The organism is Aurantiacibacter suaedae (genome assembly GCF_005434915.1).
GTDB classification, from domain to species: Bacteria; Pseudomonadota; Alphaproteobacteria; order Sphingomonadales; family Sphingomonadaceae; genus Alteraurantiacibacter; species Alteraurantiacibacter suaedae.
In genome coordinates, this window is the sequence record NZ_SKCG01000001.1 from 83,988 (window position 1) to 100,496 (window position 16,509).

Here is a 16,509-nt window from a genome sequence, read left to right on the forward strand (position 1 = left end):
GCGCAATCATGCAGATATTCGGACCGCTCGCACGCTGGCTCGGCAAGAAGGTGCCGGATGATCTCGCGCGGGTTGACGACTGGACCCGCCGGGTTGCCACAATGGTCTCGGCGGTGCTGATCGGTCTGGTGGCGCTGGTCTTCGCCACGGTGGGCGACGGGGCGCAGGACTTGTTTCTCGATCTCACCGCCGAATACGGCTGGCTGCCACTGGTGCTGACGCCGGTGATGTTCGTGCTGATCGCGCTGCTCACGCGCAAGCTGGCACCCGAAGCACGCGGATCGGGCATTCCGCAAGTGATCGCAGCGGGCCGCCATCCCGATAGCGAGCAGACGCTGAAACTGGTGTCGCTGCGCGCGGCGCTGGCGAAGATGGTGCTGACCGTGATGTCGCTGTTCGGCGGGGCTTCGGTCGGGCGCGAGGGGCCGACCGTGCAACTGGGCGCGGCGCTGATGGTGGCGGTGCACCGCGCCTTGCGCGTGAAGGTCAGCGCCGGCGTGCTGATCGCAGGCGGTGCGGCGGGCGTGGCGGCGGCTTTCAACACGCCGCTGGCGGGGATCGCCTTCGCCATCGAAGAGCTGGCCGTAGCTTATGAGCAGCGCGTGGCGGTGTTGGTGATGGGCGCGGTGATGATTGCCGGTCTGACGGCGCAGGGGCTGGCGGGCAACTATGTCTATTTCGGCGAGATCGAAGGCTCTTTGCCGGTTACCTCGATCCTGATCGCGGCTCCGCTGGCGGGATTGGTCGGCGGCATTCTTGGCGGGCTGTTTTCGCGCCTGATGCTGGCCCTGCGCGGGCCGGACGGACGCTGGACTTCGCTGCTGGGCCAGCGTCCGCTGGTGACGGCGCTGGTCTGCGGGATCATCGTGGGCGTGCTGGGCTTCCTGACCGCCGGGCAGGTGTCGGGCACCGGATACGAGGCGACGCAGGCGCTGCTGGCGGGTGAGGAGGGCGACCTGTGGTTCGGCCCGGCCAAATTCGTCGCCGCGCTGGCGACCAGTGTGAGCGGCATTCCGGGCGGCATCTTCGCACCGTCGCTGGCGGCGGGTTCGGGCTTCGGGCACCTGCTGACGGTGCTGTTTCCAAGCGATCAGGCCGGGTTGATCGTGCTGATGGGCATGGCGGGATATTTCACCGGGGTGGTCCGAGCGCCTTTGACCACGGTGATTATTCTTAGCGAGACTACGGGCATGAGCGGCGCAATTGTGCCGCTGTTCGCTACTGCTTTGATCGGCGACTGGGCCGGATCGACGGTGTGCAAGGAGCGGCTTTATCACGCGCTGGCGAAGGATTTCCTGCCGAAGGATGAGGCGAAGGCGGCGGCGTAAGCCCAGCGCCTGCTCAAGGCCGGGGCGCCGAATTCCGAACTTACCTCGTCATCCCGGCCTTGAGCCGGGATCGGGCTATTTTTCGATCTAACTTCGCGATAGCTTTGCCACATGAAAAAGGGCGGCTGGGTATACATCATGGCCAACCGCTATCGGGGCGGGATGTACGTCGGCATTTCGGCTGATCTTATTCGGCGCGTGCAGCAGCACCGGATGGGCGAAGGCTCGGCTCATGTGGCCGAGCGCGGCAAGACCATGCTCGTCTATGCTGAGTGCCATGAGGAGATCGAACAGGCCATCGTACGCGAAAAGAGGATCAAGCGCTGGCGGCGCGACTGGAAGTTTGCGCTGATCGAGGAGGAGAACCCGGACTGGCGCGACTTATGGGATGTGTGGTTCGGGGAAGAGTAGCCCGGCCCCGGCTCAAGGCCGGGGCGACGACGCGGGGATACACATCGCCATTCCGTCGCCCCGGACCTGATCCGGGGCCGGGCTCAGTTCATCAAACTCAGCGCGTAAGCTTCTTATACGCCACCCGGCTCGGTCGATCAGCCGCATCGCCCAGACGGCGGCGCTTGTCTTCCTCGTAGGCTTCGAAGTTGCCCTCGAACCACTCGACATGGCTGTTGCCCTCAAACGCGAGAATGTGCGTGGCCAGACGGTCAAGGAAGAAGCGGTCGTGGCTGATGACCACCGCGCAGCCGGCGAAGTTCTCGATCGCCTCTTCCAGCGCGCCCAGCGTCTCCACGTCGAGGTCGTTGGTCGGTTCGTCGAGCAGCAGCACGTTGCCGCCCTGCTTCAGCATCTTGGCCATGTGCACGCGGTTGCGTTCACCGCCCGACAGCTTGCCGACGTTCTTCTGCTGGTCCGCGCCCTTGAAGTTGAACGCGCCGACATAGGCGCGCGTGCTCACGTCCTGACCGTTGACCTTCATGTAGTCGAGGCTGTCCGAAATCTCCTCCCACACGTTGTGCTTGGGATCGAGATGATCGCGGCTTTGGTCGACATAGCCCAGCCGCACCGTCGAACCCATGTCCACGGAGCCGCTATCGGGCTCTTCCTTGCCGGTGAGGATCTTGAACAGCGTCGATTTACCCGCGCCGTTCGGCCCGATCACGCCAACGATTCCGCCCGGCGGCAGCATGAAGGAAAGGTCTTCGAACAACAGCTTGTCGCCATAAGCCTTCGAGATGTTGTTCACCTCGATCACCTTGCCGCCGAGGCGCTCGGGCACCTGAATGACGATCTGCGCCTTGCCGATGCCGCGGCTGTCCTGGCTGTTCTGCAGCTCTTCGAACTTGCGGATACGCGCCTTGCTCTTGGTCTGGCGGGCTGACGGAGTTTGCCGGATCCATTCGAGTTCGCGCTGAAGCGCCTTCTGCTTGCCGCTTTCCTCGCGGCTTTCCTGCTCGAGACGCTTGGCTTTCTTCTCGAGGTAGGTCGAGTAGTTGCCCTCGTAGGGATAGTAGGAGCCACGGTCGAGTTCGAGGATCCACTCCACCACGTTATCGAGGAAGTAGCGGTCGTGGGTGATCATCAGCACCGCGCCGGCATATTCCTTGAGGTGGTTTTCGAGCCACTTCACCGATTCAGCGTCAAGGTGGTTGGTCGGTTCGTCGAGCAGCAGGATCGAGGGCTTCTGGATCAGCAGCCGGGTCAGCGCCACGCGGCGCTTCTCACCGCCCGAAAGATCGGTGACGGGCCAGTCGCCCGGCGGGCAGCGCAGCGCTTCCATCGCCACTTCGAGCTGGTTGTCGAGCGTCCAGCCATCGACCGCGTCGATCTTAGCCTGCAGGTCGCCCATTTCTTCCATCAGCGCGTCGAAATCGGTGTCGTCCTTGGGGTCGCCCATTTCGGCGGAGATGGCGTTGAAACGCTCGACCAGGTCAGCCACTTCGCGCGCGCCGTCCTTGACGTTTTCGAGCACGGTCTTGCTCTCGTCCAGCTCGGGCTCCTGTTCGAGATAGCCGACGGTGATGTTCTCGCCCGGCCAGGCTTCGCCGGTGAAGTCTTTGTCGATGCCGGCCATGATCTTGATCAGGGTCGACTTACCCGCGCCGTTGGGGCCGACGATGCCGATCTTGGCACCTTGGTAGAACTGGAGGTTGATGTTCGAGAGCACCGGCTTTTGCGCACCGGGGAAGGTCTTGGTCATGTCCTTCATGACAAATGCGTATTGGGCGGCCATCTGGGGTCCTTAAAACTCGGTGTGATCGGGGAATGAGTTGGGCCGCGAAATAGGGGCAGATCGCTCGCTCGGCAAGGTGCTTGCGCAGCGCGGCCTGTGCGGTCTATTGGCAAGTGGTGTCAGATGAAACTATCTCCCCTCCGCGCGACGAAACGCGCCACACTCTGCTCGAGGATGCCTATGCGCTGGTGACGGGCGCATGGCTGATCGCTTTCGGGCTGGTGTTGATGAAGGCGGCGGGCATAACCACGGCCGGCGTTGCGGGTCTGGCGCTGCTGGCGAGCTATCATGTGCCGTTGGGGGTGGGCCTGCTGTTCTTCCTCATCAACATCCCGTTTTTCCTGATCGGGCTGATGAAGCTGGGCCGGGCCTTCATGATCCGCACGATCATCGCTTGCGGCCTGATTTTCGCCTTTGCAGCTGTAACGCGCACGTCGCTGGATATCGCGACCATTCACCCGGCCTTCGCCGCACTTGGCGGCGGCACCGTTTCGGGCCTCGGCCTGCTGGCGCTGCTGCGGCACAAGACCGGGGTGGGCGGGGTGAATATCATCGCCGTGTGGATGCAGAATTCACGCGGGTGGAGCGTGGGGCGGATGCACATGGCGCTAGATGCGATAATCCTGCTGGTAGCGCTGTCGTCGCTCGATCTCGCTTCGTTCGGCTGGTCGGTGCTGAGCATGTTGGCGATCAACATGACGCTGGTCGTCTGGCACCGCCCGGGGCGCTATACCGGGCATTAGGCTTGCCTTCGCTGACCTTTGCCGTGCTAAGATGACGCTCACGGCAAAGGGAGATACAGTCTTGGGTAGAAGCGCGCTTGTCGCCACGGTCGCGATGTTACTGGCCTCCTGCGCGAAGCAGGAGCTGCCTGCGCCAGATCTGCAAAGCCGGGTGATCCCGATCATTACCGAAGACGGCGTGACCTTCCGCGATCTTGACCGCGATGGTGCGCTCACGCCCTACGAAGACTGGCGCCTTGCCCCCGCCGAACGGGCCAAGGATCTCGCCGAGCGCATGACGCTGGAGGAAAAGGCCGGGCTGATGATCGTGGCCACGCTGCCGGGTAACGCCCCGATGGGTGAGCCTGCCACTGGTTACGACATTGCCGCCTTGACCGAGGCGATGGGCAAGACCCGCGCGACGCACTTCATTTCGCGCCTCGCCACCGAAAACCGCGCGCTGGCCGAAGCCAACAACGCGGTGCAGGAAGCGGCGGAGGCGCACCGGTTGGGCGTGCCTGCGCTGATAATGACCGACCCGCGCCACGGCTATACCGAACTGGCAGGCGCAAGCGTGGCGGGTGGCCAGTTCAGCCAGTGGCCGAATGGTGTGGCCTTCGGCGCGCTCGACGATCCCGAGTTCGCGCGCAGCTATGCCGAAATGGTGCGCGACGATTTGCGCGCGGTGGGCTTTGCCATGCTGCTCGGCCCGCAGATCGACGTTGCGAGCGAACCACGCTGGCCGCGCAACTTCGATACCCTGGGCGAAGACCCGCAGGTCTCGGCGCGCGTCGGGCGGGCGCTGGTCGAAGGCTTGCAGGGCGGGGCGAGCGGGGTGCAGCCGGGCGGGGTGGCCGCGGTGATCAAGCACTTTGCCGGCTATTCGGCCTCGTCGACCGGGTTCGATGCGCACAACTACTATGGCCGGATGTCGAAGCTGAACATCCTCGAATGGCAGCAGGCGATCATCCCTTTCACCGGCGCACTCGGAGCCAAACCTTCGGGCGTGATGCCGGCCTATTCGATCATCGAGGAACTGGAACTGCGCGGCCAGAAACTGGAGCCGGTGGGGGTGGGATACCAGAAGGTGATCCTGACCGACATCCTGCGCGATCAATTGGGCTTTCAGGGCGTGATCCTGTCCGACTGGGCGATCACCGCCGACTGCAACGAGCGCTGCGTTGAGGGTTCGCCCGAGGGCGAAGCGCCCAGTTTCGCCGATGTCTCGACCGCGTGGGGCGTGCAGGAGCTGACCCGGCCCGAACGCTTCGCCAAGGCGCTCGATGCGGGGATCGACCAGTTCGGCGGGGTCGACGATCCCGCGCCGCTGCTGGAAGCGGTGCGGCTGGGGCTGGTGAGCGAGGATCGGATCGACGAGTCTGTCCGGCGCATCCTCATCCAGAGCTTCGAATTGGGCCTGTTTGATAACCCCTATGTCGATCCCGCGCGGGCCGAGGCCGAGGTGGGAACGGCGGAAGAAAAGGCGCGCGGGCGCGAGGCGATGGCGCTGAGCATGGTCACGCTCGAAAACGATGGCTCGCTGCCGCTGAAGCCGGGCGCGAAGGTGCTGCTGTCCGGCCTGTCGGCCGAGGCGGCGGAGGCCGCGGGGCTGGCCCCGGTCACCGATCCTGCCGAGGCGGACTTCGCGATCCTGCGCACCCGCAGCCCCTCGGAAATGCTGCATCCCGGTTATGTGTTCGGGGCCATGCATCAGGAGGGGAGCCTTGCCTTCCCGGAAGATCACGAGGCGCGGCAATTCATGGCCAGCCTGCCCGAAGGCCTGCCGCTGGTGGCCGATGTGCAGCTTGACCGGCCTGCGATCCTCACCCCGTTCCGCCCGCGCGCCAACGTGCTGCTCGCCAGCTTCGGTGCGAGCGATGCCGCGCTGCTCGACGTGCTTACCGGCGCGGTGAGCCCGCGCGGCAAGCTGCCGTTCGAACTGCCGGTGTCGATGGCAGCGGTCGAGGCGCAGCGGCCCGGTGCCCCTGCCGATAGCGAGGCGCCGCTCTATGCGCTCGGCTATCGTTGGCAGGCGCCTAGCCGGTGAAGCCGCGCTTGCGGTAAACCTCGCTGCCGCGGCGGAACACCACCAGCTTTTCCAGCGTGACCGGGTGGAAGAAGGCTTCCAGCACCTGCCCTTGCTGGTTGCGCGCATAGACCTCGTAGCAGTCGCCCTCGATGCGGGTTTCGATGATCTCCCAGCGTTCGAGCCAGGCCGCCTTCTTGAGGTCGTTGACAGACTTCCAGTTCTCACGCGGCCCGCTTGAGCACACGACATCGCCATCGGCCAGTGCGGGCTGGGCGAGGCCAAGAGCGGCACCGGCGATGGCAAGCGAGGCGGCAAGGCGGAGGCGGTTGGTCATGCGAGGATTTCCTTTTCTTTGGCCTTCTTCCGGGCGCGGCGGGTGCGTTTGACCACGGCGCGCAGGGTCCACAAGATGAGTAACGGGGCAAGGTGAACCAGCGCTGGCCCCGCGTTGTTGTCGAGCCAGTACCAGTGCAGCGCCCCGATCAGCACCGCACCATAGACGGCATATTGGATGCGTTGCCACCACGGCCCCAGCGCTTTCACCGCCCAGTCCGCGCTGATCGCGGCGGCGGCGAGCATCAGCGCGAGGCTGAGCCAGCCGGTCCAGATGCCGGGCAGCCAGAATTCGTCGACGATCGGCCCGATCGCGGCCATGTCCATGGCATAGAATACGAGGTGCAGCAGGCCGTAGATGAACGCGGCAACGCCAATATTGCGGCGCAGCGCCAGCCAGCCAAGCAGGAAGCGGTTGCGTCCGAAAATCGCGATCAGCGGCCCGACCATCAGCGCCAGCACCATCAGCCGCAAGGCCAGCTCGCCGGTGGGATGCAGCAGCTTGAAAGCGAATGTCTCGCCGCGCGCCAGCTGATACAGCATCGCCAGCGCGGGCAGCGCCAGCAGCAGCCAGACCAGCGGGCGTAGCTTGCGGGTCACACCTGCGCCCATTTGCGCAAAAGGTTGTGATAGACGTGGATCAGCCGGTCGATATCGGGATCGTCTTTGGCCTTGCCCGGCGTCAGCGCGCGGATCGAGCAATCGAGATCGTAGAGCAGACCACGAGCCTCGGCATCGGGCACCGCGCTTTGAATCCAAGTGATCGCGCAGATGCGCTGGCCCCGCGTCACCGGCGTCACCTGATGCAGCGAGGACGAAGGATAAAGTACCATGTCGCCCGCCGCCAACTTCACCGCCTGCGCCCCGAACGGCGTTTCGGCCAGCAGTTCGCCGCCGTCGTAGTCTTCGGGCTCGGTAAGGAAGATGGTGGCCGAAAGGTCGCTGCGCACGGTCAGATTGGCCTCGGGCAGGCGCATCAGCGCGGCGTCCGAATGGGTGCCGTAATGCCCGCCATCGCGATAGCAGTTGAACACCGGCGGCCAGATCTTCTCGGCAAGGCTGGCCGAGACGAATTCGGGATGCTGGCCTAGCTTGCGCAGGATCGCGTTGCTCAGCTCCTGAGCCAGCGGATCGGTGCGCGGCAGTTGCAGGTTCTGCTTCACCGTCACCGAGCGCGTGCCCGCCGTATCCGCGCCATCGAGCCAGCCCGATCCGTCGAGCTTGGCTCGCAGCGCGGCGACCTCGTCCTTGGTCAGCAGGTTTTCGATCACGATCAGCATGGCGGTTCTCTAGAAAGGAAGCGGGGCGGCCGCAATCGCCGCCGCCCCGCCTCGTTTGCGCTTAGTAGCGCAGGTTGAGCGTCGCCACGGCCTGGCGCGCATCGCCCTTGTAGAGGAACCCGCCCGAACGATAGACGGCGAGATAGTAGTTCTCGTCGAACACGTTGTTCACGTTCACCCGCAGGCTCATGTTGTTGCTGAAGCGATATTCGGCAAACAGGTCGGCCACGGTGTAGGCAGGCACCGGCTGGCTATAGGCAAAGCCGCCGCCGGGCAGTTCGGTGAAGCCCGCCGCCGTATCGGGCTGGCCGCCGTAACGCTCGCCCTTGTACTTCACCGCGCCGCCGATGGCGAAGGCGTCGGTCGCCTGATAGCGGGTCTGGAACGAGGCCTGCCACTTGGCGGTGTTGGCCAGTTCCTTACCGATGTAATCGGCATCGACCGCGCTTTCGAGCACGTCGGTATCGACATAGGTGAGGCCGCCCTGCATCGACCATGCAGGCGTGATGTTGCCCGCCACGCCCAGTTCGAAGCCGCGGGTGCGGTTCTTGCCGGTATTGCCCGTGCCATCGGGGGTGTAGCCGCCAGCCGAGCCTTCGAGCACGTCGCTCTTGGTGGTCTGGAACAGGGCGCCGGTGAGCAGGAACTTGTGATCGAACAGTTCGAGCTTTGTGCCCAGTTCCCAGTTTTCCGAACGCTCGGGCGAGCCGCCGCGGAACTCGCCATCGATGATGACGAGACCGCCATAACCCGAATTGGTGCCAAGGTCGCTCTCGCCGCCGTTGATATCGGCCGCCGTGGCAAACGAACCGTAGACCATGGCCCAGTCGTTCAGGCGGTAGGTCACGCCGAAGTGGCCATTCCAGAAGCTGTCATCGTAGGCGTAGGTTTCGAGCGTCGGCTCAGTACCGGCCGGGCTGCCACGCGGCACGGACAATGTCGACAGCGTGAAGTCGAACGTATCCCAGCGCAGGCCGCCGAACACGGTGAGGCTTTCGGTGAGGTCGATCGTGTCCATAAGGTAGATCGAGAAAGTCTCAACCTGCCAGTCGGAGTCCCAGCGATCCTTGGTGATCTCGCGACCGAGCAAGTTGTTGAGACCCGACACCACCTGACCGTTCGGCCCAAGGCCGCAAAAGTTAGGAGCTGGGGTCGGGTTGAAGCGGTTGCCCGGAGTGATGCAGTTGGTCGCGCCGGTGTTGTTCACGTCATAGACGCCGTTTAGCACCTTGTGATCGGTATACTCGGCACCGAAAATAAGGTCGTTCTCGCCGCCCAGTGCCTCTGTTTCAATCAGCAGGTTGGCCTGGTTGGCGAAGTATTCGACATCCTGCCAGCCTTGATGGGTGGAGAGCGAGAAGGTGTCGTAGGCGCCGTTGGGATCGCTGGCATCGGTGGTGGTGCCGCGTGCGCCGGTGACGACATAGCCATTGTGGCTCTCGCCATAGCGGGCGCGGTTGGAGAAGCTGATGTTGTCGGTCAGCTGCCAGTTGAGGCGGCCGGTGACGACATCGACGTTCGACTTCTGGAAGTCCTGCTCCTGCATATAAGCCGGGGTTTCCACGGGTTCGCGGCTGTTGTCTGCGACATCGCCCGAAAGATAGTCGCCAAGGTCGGGCCGGTCTTTTGCGCGCAACAGGTAATAGTCGAGCGTAAGGTCGAAATCGTAGCTGGGCGACCAGGTGGCCGACAGCGCGCCGCCCGAACGGCGTCGGTTGCCGGGTTCGCGGTCGGGGATGTCGGTGTAGCCGTTAAGGCCGTTGGCGCGGATCGCGAAGGTCTCGTCGAGCGCGAGGTTCACGTCGCCGGTGAGGCGCACGAAGCGGTCGGTGCCGACGCCGATGGTGCCGTCGAAGAAGTCATAGTCGGTGGTGGCCGCCTTGGTGATGAGGTTCACCGCGCCGCCCGCCGTGCCGCGACCGGCGAAGGTCGAGTTCGGGCCCTTGGTGATCTCGATCTGCTCGACCACGAAGCTCTCGCGCGTGGTCATGCCCGGATCGCGCAGGCCGTCGACGAACACATCGGAGCGCGCTTCCTGCCCGCGGATGATATAACGGTCGCCAAAAGCGTTGCCGTTTTCGCCGGTGCCCACGGTGATGCCGGGCTGGGCCTCAAGGATGCGCGAGAGGTCGGTGTAGCCCGAGTCGTCGATCTGGTTTTCGGTCAGCACCGTCATCGTGGTGGGCGTGTCGGCGATGGGGCGGGTGATGCGGATGTCGCCCGAACGCTCGGCCTTATAGGGCGCGCCGGGTGTGGAATAGGGGTTCACATCGGCAGCGCGGTCTTCGATCCGCAGCGTGTCGAGCACGACCTCGCCATTGGCGTCCTGCGCCATAGCGGGGCTGCCCGCTACCGCCGCGCCAAGCGCTAGGGCTGAACCGGCGCGGCGCAGGCTTGCTGGCTTTCTGATATTGCTTGTGCGAGTCATTAACAACGTCCTCTTCTTTTCGTCCCTTGGGTTTCGGATATTCATTTCAATTGCGGATTAGTCGCGGTCGAGCGCATATTCGATCGGCAAGGTGATCGTAATTGAATCGCGTTGCATCGATCGCGGCATGGCGGGGAACGGCGCGGTGCGTTGAACCAATTGTACCGTCGTCTCGTCGAGCAATTGGTGCCCGCTGGAGCGGACAATCGACACGTTTGACACCCTTCCGCGCCGGTCGACGGTAAAGCGGACCGAGGGCGTGCCCTCCTGTCCGGCCCGACGCGCCTCTTGCGGGTAGCGTTTGCGGCGCGCCAGATGATTGTTGACGAGCGCGATCCAGTCGGCCTGTTCGGCCTTGGCGCGTGGGTTCTCACCTGCACCCGATCCGGCATTTGTCGTGCCGGTGCCCGGGGTTGCTGCGGGCGCCGCAAGCGGTGCCGGAGCACTGCGCGCAGGCGCGGGTTGCGGACGGGTTTGCGCTTGCGGCTGCACCCGCTGCGGCGCCAGCGGCGGGGTCGGCACGGCGACCGGCTCGCTCGACATCGGGGTTTCGACACGCGGGATGGGAAGGCGCGGGATGACGGTGTCGGGGAGGGCTTGTTCAACCGGCTGCACCTGTTCCTGCTCGGGCTCTACTGTGCCCTGCGACGGAGCGGGAGCGGCCCCTGCTGGCAGCTCGACGATCATGACCGGATCGGGCAGCCGCTCACTCGATTTTGCGCGCTGCACGAGGATCGCTGCGCCCAGCACAACATGGCCCGCCGCAGCGATAGCAAAGGCCACCTGCCAGTTAAGCGAACCCGAGGGAGAGGAGGGGGCAGGGCTCGCCATCAGGGAGTGTCCGCACCCTCTGCACCCACCAGCGCCACGCGCAGGTATCCCGCCGCGCGCAGGCCGTTCATCGCCTGCATCAGCTTGTCGTATTCAACTGTCTTATCGGCCCGCAGGAAGATGCGTTGTTCGCGATCTTCTCCGGTCACGCGCAGGACTTCGCCGCCAAGCTGCGACAGCGGCGTTTCGCGGTCGTTGACAGTGAGGCGGCCGTTGGCCTCGATGGTGACGAACACCGGCTGATCGGGGCGCGGCGCGCTCTCGGCATTGGCGACCGGCAAGTCCACCCGCACGTCGACCGTGGCCAGCGGGGCGGCGACCATGAAGATGATCAGCAGCACCAGCATCACGTCGATGAACGGCGTAACGTTGATCTCGCCATTGAGCGGCAGGTCGCCTTCGTCAGAGGTGCCAAGCTTGAACGCCATCGCCTCAGAGATCCTTCGCGGCCACACCGCGCGACAGGTCGCGCGAGGCAATGTTGAGGATCGCGGCGGCACGGTCGGCGGCAAGTGCGCGCTGTTCGGCGACCTGGCGGGCAAAGTGGTTGTAGATCACGACGGCGGGGATAGCGGCGAACAGGCCCACACCCGTCGCCAGCAGCGCTTCGGCAATACCGGGCGCGACGACGGCGAGGTTGGTGGTCTGCATCTCGGCGATGCCGATAAAGGCGTTCATGATGCCCCATACTGTGCCGAACAAGCCCACGAACGGGGCAGTCGCGCCGATGGTGGCGAGTACATGTATGCCGCGCGCCAGCTTGCGCCCGGTCTCGGCTTCGAGCCGCGCAAAACGGGTGGCGATGCGTTCGCGAATGCCGTCTGGATCGTCAAGCGCGTCGGCCGAAAGCGTGAGTTCCAATGCAGCGGCATCGAGCAAGTCGGAGGCTTCGGGCGCAGCCTTGCGTGCATCGGCCAGGCTGCGCGCGCCTATCACCTTGGCATTCAGCGCGAGCTGTCGCTTCCCTTCCTTGCCCAGTTCCAGCCCCTTGGCGATGGCTACGGTCCAGGTGATCAGCGAGGCAATCAGCAGTCCGATCATCACCAGCTTCACCACCCAGTCCGCCTCCATGAACATGGAGCCGACCGACAGGCTCGCCGGCACCACCGGCTGGGCGAGAACAGGGGTGGAAATCAGCAAAGCGGGCAGAGCTGCTCCAAGTGCAGCCGAATAGCTCAATCGTGTCATTGTGTGCGTCCAACTCTTCCTGCCGGCGCCACTATGATTATTGCGAAGCGATTGCAATGCGAATCTTTCGCAGCTGTAGAATACTTTTTTTACAGCCATATCGGCGGGTTGGGGAATGACACTTCAGCTCGTATCGCTGCATGGGATGACGAAGCTTCATGCTTTGCGATCGATCCTCAACCTCTGGCCATCCTGTAAGAAATCGATCGCGTCGACCGCCTTAGTGCGAGGCCGAGCAGCTGAACCTCACCCAGTCGGCAGTCAGCCATGCGATCCGCAGCTTCGAGTATCGCCGCAGACGTTATCGAGGGCTATGTGCGCGGGCGGCGAGGTGGAACTCATCTTTTGCTCCGTTGGGAGTGCGCAGGCGATTGCCACCTAGGCAGACAAAGCTGTGATCTTGGTCGTCGTAGGAGAAGGCGGATCGTTCGAAGGTACCATTGTGGCGTGCGTATTTTTCGAACACCGGGATATGCGGTGCGATGCCTCTCTCCTCGACCAGCCAAGCCAGGTTCGGGGCGGTGTCGGCGCCCAGCTTCTCGGGCCAGAAGCCGAAGCGGTCCTGCGTCCGTTCGATCATCCGCCGCTGCGCGAGCACCTCGGTACGCCAGATCGCGGTCGGTCGCCTGAACATCGATAATGCCCGTGTGGTCGAGATCGATAAGGTAGTTTGCGCTATAGGCGTAGAAGGCCCGCTCACAGAAGCTCATGCAATAGCCGATATTCAGCATCCGGATCATCAGCTCGGGTTCGATCGAGGGCCGCCTGCAGTTGATCGCTCGGCACGTGGTCGCCCGTCATCAGCCTGAGCTCCGCTTGCCTGCGAAGAGTGAATCAGGACTTCACACCGACCGCAAGCGAGAGTTTTTCAACGGAATATGGCTTCTTATCGGCCAGTCGAACGACCCGGCTGCGAGACCGGAATTTGTCATTTGCATATGAAGGAGTAGCTGGAAGTTTTGCGCCATACATTGTGACGTAGACTTCCGACTACTTTTTTTTAAGTGAGATTACTGACCTTTACTAGTGACGAAGTCGAAGACGGCTTCGCCTTATGAAGAGAGGGAGGAGATCAAAGCCGCGCCGGCGATCTAGCAATCAGCATACCAAATTGTGGCGGATAGTCGTCGATTCTTGAGCATCGAGACACTTTCGGATCTTCTCTACGGCTGCCTTCGCATTGACACCCACAAGAAAGCTGATGGTTTCAAGATCATCGCGCAGTTCAAGGGTAGTTTCATGCTTGTCGGAAAGTAGTTGCATCTTCCAGCACGGAAACATCCGCTCCTTAACCACCACAAGATCGATAAGCCTGACGCTTTTGTGACGGAGATCGCAGCAAATTCGCTCGAAGGTCTCTTCGATCTCAGGGCCTCCACCTTCCAATACCTGAATGAACTGATTTTCGATAAAAACGAGAACGCCCGTCACAGCACATTTCTCATTTCTTTCCGCCGCTTGCTGAGCGATTGCGTTGACTTGGACTGTCAGGCCATTTTGCTCGGGCAAGCAGCTGGTACTGGTGTAAAGCAGGCGGGTGAGCGGCATGAACAATCCTTAAGCACTAACGCTGTCACGCGTCATCAGGCCGATGAACGCTTCGTTCGAAACCGGACGACCGGTCAGGAACCCCTGAACATGATCGCAGCCGTATTCGCGAATGAAGTTGAGCTGCGATGAAGTTTCAATTCCCTCGGCAGTAATCTCGAGGTTCAAGCTCGCACCCAACTGCGCAATCGCTTTGACGATGGAAGCGCTCCCGGCATCATCCGGCAGCTTTTGCACGAACGACTTGTCGATCTTGATGCGGCTGATTGGGAAACGATGGAGATAGCTTAGCGATGAATAGCCCGTGCCGAAATCATCGAGCGAGATGCGCACACCGGTCTCGCGAATTTGGTTAAGAACCTTAAGCGCGGCTTCGTCGTTTTGCAGCAGCGCGGTTTCGGTAATTTCCAGTTCTAGACGATGCGGAGACAGCCCGGCTCCCTCAAGTGCCTGTCTCACCGTTTGCGGCAAACGAGGATCAAGCAACTGGATGGGCGATACGTTGACTGCCAGGCCGATATGGTCTGGCCAAGATGCGGCGTCTAGGCAGGTCTGCCTGAGGACTGTCGCACCAATGCGGGAGACCAGCCCCTGCTCTTCCGCTATCGGAATGAATTCGGAAGGGGCAATTTCTCCGCGCTCTGGGCAGGTCCACCGAAGCAGAGCTTCCGCTGCACATATTTCCGTCCCATCGGAGTTGAATACGGGCTGATAAACTATCCTGAATTCGTCGCGCATACATGCCCGGCGTAGCGAAGCCTCCAGCGTACGCCGCCGCTGGATCGCCAACATCAAAGATGGCTCGAAAAACCTGTAAGTATGTTTGCCGCTTTGCTTCGCAGAATAAAGGGCGACATCGGCGTGTTTGGTGAGCTGGTCGGGCTCGGTCCCGTGTTGCGGAGCAACTGCGACGCCGACGCTCGCGCTGATTTCCACTACGCTGTCCTGGACGATCATGGGGCGCGAGACCAGTTCGATAATTCGCTCGGCAATGGACTGCGCTTGCGTCGCATCGCTCACGCCGAAACTGATGATTGCAAATTCATCTCCGCCGATGCGCGCCACGATGTCGCCCCTGCGAACGGCAACAAGGAGGCGGCGGGAAACCCGTCTGAGAACTTCATCTCCGGCGGGATGGCCTAGTGTGTCGTTGATCGGCTTGAACCGATCGAGGTCCACCATCAGGAGCGTGAAGGGCCTGCCGTATTTCTTCAGCTTCGCACACTCGGATTCTAGCGCCTCAGTAAACTGCCGACGGTTTGCCAGATCGGTCAACGCATCATGCATCGCGATGTGAGCAATGCGCGTTTCTCCATCAGACCTGGTCTTACGCTCAAGGAAATATGACGAGAGCCCGGTTCCGACGATCAGCGATGTCACCAAGCCAATAGCCGCAGCCATGGTTGCAAAGGCCTCACTATCCGCACCCTGAGAAAAGCCCGGCATAGGGGTGACGGTAAAGGCCGCCATTCCTGTGAAATGCAGTCCGACAATTGCGAGTGCCAGAAGCAACCCAGCTTGAACGGTACGACCTTTCTCCGCTCCGTTTTGTAACCGCCAAACTGCAAGCGCCGACAGGATTACGGTCAAAACAATCGACGCAATGATGTAGCCAACGTCCCAGCGAACTGCCCCGTCGGCGCGGTAAGCAAACATGCCTGTGTAATGCATCGACGCTATCGCCAACCCAATGGTTGCACCGCCGAATATGGGAGCAAATCGGAAGCGTCTGATCGAAGCAATTTCAAGCCCGGCGCCGATTCCGCCCACCGCGATAAGAGCCGATGACACGGTAAGGGGGCCATCCAGGGTCACCGGCGCAGGCACCTGATATCCGAGCATAGCTATGAAGTGGGTCGCCCATGTGGCGCCGCCAGCGACGAATGCGGACAGGAAACACCAATGAGCTTTCGACACACCCTGTTCAAGAAAAGTGCGGCGAATCAGCGTCGTTGCGACTAGCGAGCCGGTAACGCAAAGGATGGCCGCCACCATCACGAACCACAGATTGTGATCGTGGACGACACAGCTGATCACACGCATGGCAAAGGGCTCCAAAATTCTCCTGCGGCGCAGCAGGATCAATCTTGGTTAGAAGCAAAGCAGTTAATCAAATCGCTACGCCCGATAGGGCCAGATTTCTGACAGTGCTATCAAGGACATCCGTGTTTCTGTTGCGTCATGGCAGCGACTGATTAGTTTCAGCCGCAACTTGGCTTTTGCAAGGTGACTGATCGCATTTCCCGGTTTGGCTTCTGACAGGACACTGTTTGACGGGGACCTATTTGTTCAACTTGGGAAACTGGCAAAGCAGTGGTCCGACAAAGCGGCCCATTTACTGTTGTCTCTACTTTCTCTGTCTATCGCAATTAGCTGCCAATTGCATCGACGCATGCCGAACGCGGGGCGCGGGGAAATTAAGCCGCCAGGTGCGCATGGAGCGAGCCTCAATATTGCGTTGCCTAATATGGCGCGGGCCCGAGGCTCCGGTGGTGAACATTTCGACCAGATGGACGCTGCTCGAGGCGGTGGCGGGCGGTACCCCCAGCACCGCATCGAGCAGGATTAAACGGCAGAAGATGGTAAATCAAAAATGTCAGCAAATTCGAACAAGAGCTTGTCCTCGGATGAGTA

14 protein-coding genes and 2 pseudogenes are annotated in these 16,509 nt (G+C 62.2%); 4 read left to right on the plus strand and 12 right to left on the minus strand.

All coding sequences use genetic code 11. From position 1 onward, the window contains the following. The first annotated feature begins 8 nt into the window (after positions 1 to 8). Both E0473_RS00440 and E0473_RS00445 read left to right on the plus strand, forming a co-directional pair. Positions 9 to 1,328 (plus strand): chloride channel protein, encoded by a 1,320-nt coding sequence (locus tag E0473_RS00440; protein WP_137678918.1) that lies wholly within the window; start codon positions 9 to 11, stop codon positions 1,326 to 1,328. Between the two features lie 111 nt (positions 1,329 to 1,439). Beyond that, complete coding sequence (locus E0473_RS00445; protein ID WP_137678919.1) at positions 1,440 to 1,739, plus strand: GIY-YIG nuclease family protein; 300 nt, start codon at positions 1,440 to 1,442, stop codon at positions 1,737 to 1,739. Between the two features lie 97 nt (positions 1,740 to 1,836). Here the strand turns inward: E0473_RS00445 and ettA are convergent, their stop codons facing one another. Next, entirely contained in the window at positions 1,837 to 3,516 is a 1,680-nt protein-coding gene (gene ettA, locus E0473_RS00450; RefSeq protein WP_137678920.1) for an energy-dependent translational throttle protein EttA, read from the minus strand. A gap of 116 nt (positions 3,517 to 3,632) precedes the next feature. Between ettA and E0473_RS00455 the strand changes: the two genes are divergently transcribed. Both E0473_RS00455 and E0473_RS00460 read left to right on the plus strand, forming a co-directional pair. Then, a complete protein-coding gene (locus E0473_RS00455) occupies positions 3,633 to 4,259 on the plus strand; it encodes a YitT family protein (RefSeq protein ID WP_137678921.1) in 627 nt (208 codons plus the stop codon). 61 nt (positions 4,260 to 4,320) lie between these two features. Next, positions 4,321 to 6,285 (plus strand): glycoside hydrolase family 3 protein, encoded by a 1,965-nt coding sequence (locus E0473_RS00460; protein WP_241657268.1) that lies wholly within the window; start codon positions 4,321 to 4,323, stop codon positions 6,283 to 6,285. Here the strand turns inward: E0473_RS00460 and E0473_RS00465 are convergent. The 11 genes and pseudogenes from E0473_RS00465 to E0473_RS15780 form a co-directional block, all read right to left on the minus strand. Continuing rightward, complete coding sequence (locus E0473_RS00465; RefSeq protein WP_137678922.1) at positions 6,275 to 6,601, minus strand: PepSY domain-containing protein; 327 nt, start codon at positions 6,599 to 6,601, stop codon at positions 6,275 to 6,277. The two genes, E0473_RS00460 and E0473_RS00465, sit on opposite strands and share 11 nt — an antisense overlap. Next, the gene (locus E0473_RS00470) at positions 6,598 to 7,200 is read right to left on the minus strand and encodes a cytochrome b family protein (RefSeq protein ID WP_161981459.1); all 603 of its coding nucleotides are present in this window, start codon (positions 7,198 to 7,200) and stop codon (positions 6,598 to 6,600) included. Before E0473_RS00470 ends, E0473_RS00465 begins: the two co-directional genes overlap by 4 nt. Further along, the gene (locus tag E0473_RS00475) at positions 7,197 to 7,880 is read right to left on the minus strand and encodes a Fe2+-dependent dioxygenase (RefSeq protein ID WP_137678924.1); all 684 of its coding nucleotides are present in this window, start codon (positions 7,878 to 7,880) and stop codon (positions 7,197 to 7,199) included. The genes E0473_RS00470 and E0473_RS00475 overlap by 4 nt, the downstream gene beginning before the upstream one ends. Before the next feature lie 61 nt (positions 7,881 to 7,941). Then, positions 7,942 to 10,308, minus strand: coding sequence for a TonB-dependent receptor (locus tag E0473_RS00480; RefSeq protein WP_137678925.1), 2,367 nt, complete (start codon positions 10,306 to 10,308; stop codon positions 7,942 to 7,944). A 57-nt stretch (positions 10,309 to 10,365) separates the two neighbouring features. Then, the gene (locus tag E0473_RS00485) at positions 10,366 to 11,139 is read right to left on the minus strand and encodes an energy transducer TonB (RefSeq protein WP_137678926.1); all 774 of its coding nucleotides are present in this window, start codon (positions 11,137 to 11,139) and stop codon (positions 10,366 to 10,368) included. Next, positions 11,139 to 11,567, minus strand: coding sequence for a TonB system transport protein ExbD (exbD, locus tag E0473_RS00490; protein WP_137678927.1), 429 nt, complete (start codon positions 11,565 to 11,567; stop codon positions 11,139 to 11,141). Before exbD ends, E0473_RS00485 begins: the two co-directional genes overlap by 1 nt. Positions 11,568 to 11,571: 4 nt before the next feature. Next, on the minus strand, positions 11,572 to 12,327 hold the full coding sequence (gene exbB / locus E0473_RS00495) for a tonB-system energizer ExbB (protein ID WP_137678928.1): 756 nt from the start codon (positions 12,325 to 12,327) through the stop codon (positions 11,572 to 11,574). 361 nt (positions 12,328 to 12,688) lie between these two features. Beyond that, positions 12,689 to 13,019: pseudogene (locus E0473_RS00500) on the minus strand (IS5/IS1182 family transposase); the annotation flags it as partial. 406 nt (positions 13,020 to 13,425) lie between these two features. Further along, a complete protein-coding gene (locus tag E0473_RS00505) occupies positions 13,426 to 13,875 on the minus strand; it encodes a BLUF domain-containing protein (protein WP_137678929.1) in 450 nt (149 codons plus the stop codon). Positions 13,876 to 13,884: 9 nt separating this feature from the next. Next, on the minus strand, positions 13,885 to 15,345 hold the full coding sequence (locus tag E0473_RS00510; RefSeq protein WP_421721775.1) for a putative bifunctional diguanylate cyclase/phosphodiesterase: 1,461 nt from the start codon (positions 15,343 to 15,345) through the stop codon (positions 13,885 to 13,887). Positions 15,346 to 15,429: 84 nt separating this feature from the next. Further along, positions 15,430 to 15,738 (minus strand): annotated as a pseudogene (locus E0473_RS15780) (MHYT domain-containing protein); the annotation flags it as partial. Positions 15,739 to 16,509 lie beyond the last annotated feature (771 nt).

Coding starts and splice junctions, on each gene's coding strand:
- E0473_RS00440 (WP_137678918.1), top strand. CDS start 9: ATGCAGATATTCGGACCGCTCGCACGCTGGCTCGGCAAGAAGGTGCCG.
- E0473_RS00445 (WP_137678919.1), top strand. CDS start 1,440: ATGAAAAAGGGCGGCTGGGTATACATCATGGCCAACCGCTATCGGGGC.
- ettA (WP_137678920.1), bottom strand. CDS start 3,516: ATGGCCGCCCAATACGCATTTGTCATGAAGGACATGACCAAGACCTTC.
- E0473_RS00465 (WP_137678922.1), bottom strand. CDS start 6,601: ATGACCAACCGCCTCCGCCTTGCCGCCTCGCTTGCCATCGCCGGTGCC.
- E0473_RS00475 (WP_137678924.1), bottom strand. CDS start 7,880: ATGCTGATCGTGATCGAAAACCTGCTGACCAAGGACGAGGTCGCCGCG.
- E0473_RS00480 (WP_137678925.1), bottom strand. CDS start 10,308: ATGACTCGCACAAGCAATATCAGAAAGCCAGCAAGCCTGCGCCGCGCC.
- E0473_RS00485 (WP_137678926.1), bottom strand. CDS start 11,139: ATGGCGAGCCCTGCCCCCTCCTCTCCCTCGGGTTCGCTTAACTGGCAG.
- exbD (WP_137678927.1), bottom strand. CDS start 11,567: ATGGCGTTCAAGCTTGGCACCTCTGACGAAGGCGACCTGCCGCTCAAT.
- exbB (WP_137678928.1), bottom strand. CDS start 12,327: ATGACACGATTGAGCTATTCGGCTGCACTTGGAGCAGCTCTGCCCGCT.
- E0473_RS00505 (WP_137678929.1), bottom strand. CDS start 13,875: ATGCCGCTCACCCGCCTGCTTTACACCAGTACCAGCTGCTTGCCCGAG.
- E0473_RS00510 (WP_421721775.1), bottom strand. CDS start 15,345: ATGGCGGCCTTTACCGTCACCCCTATGCCGGGCTTTTCTCAGGGTGCG.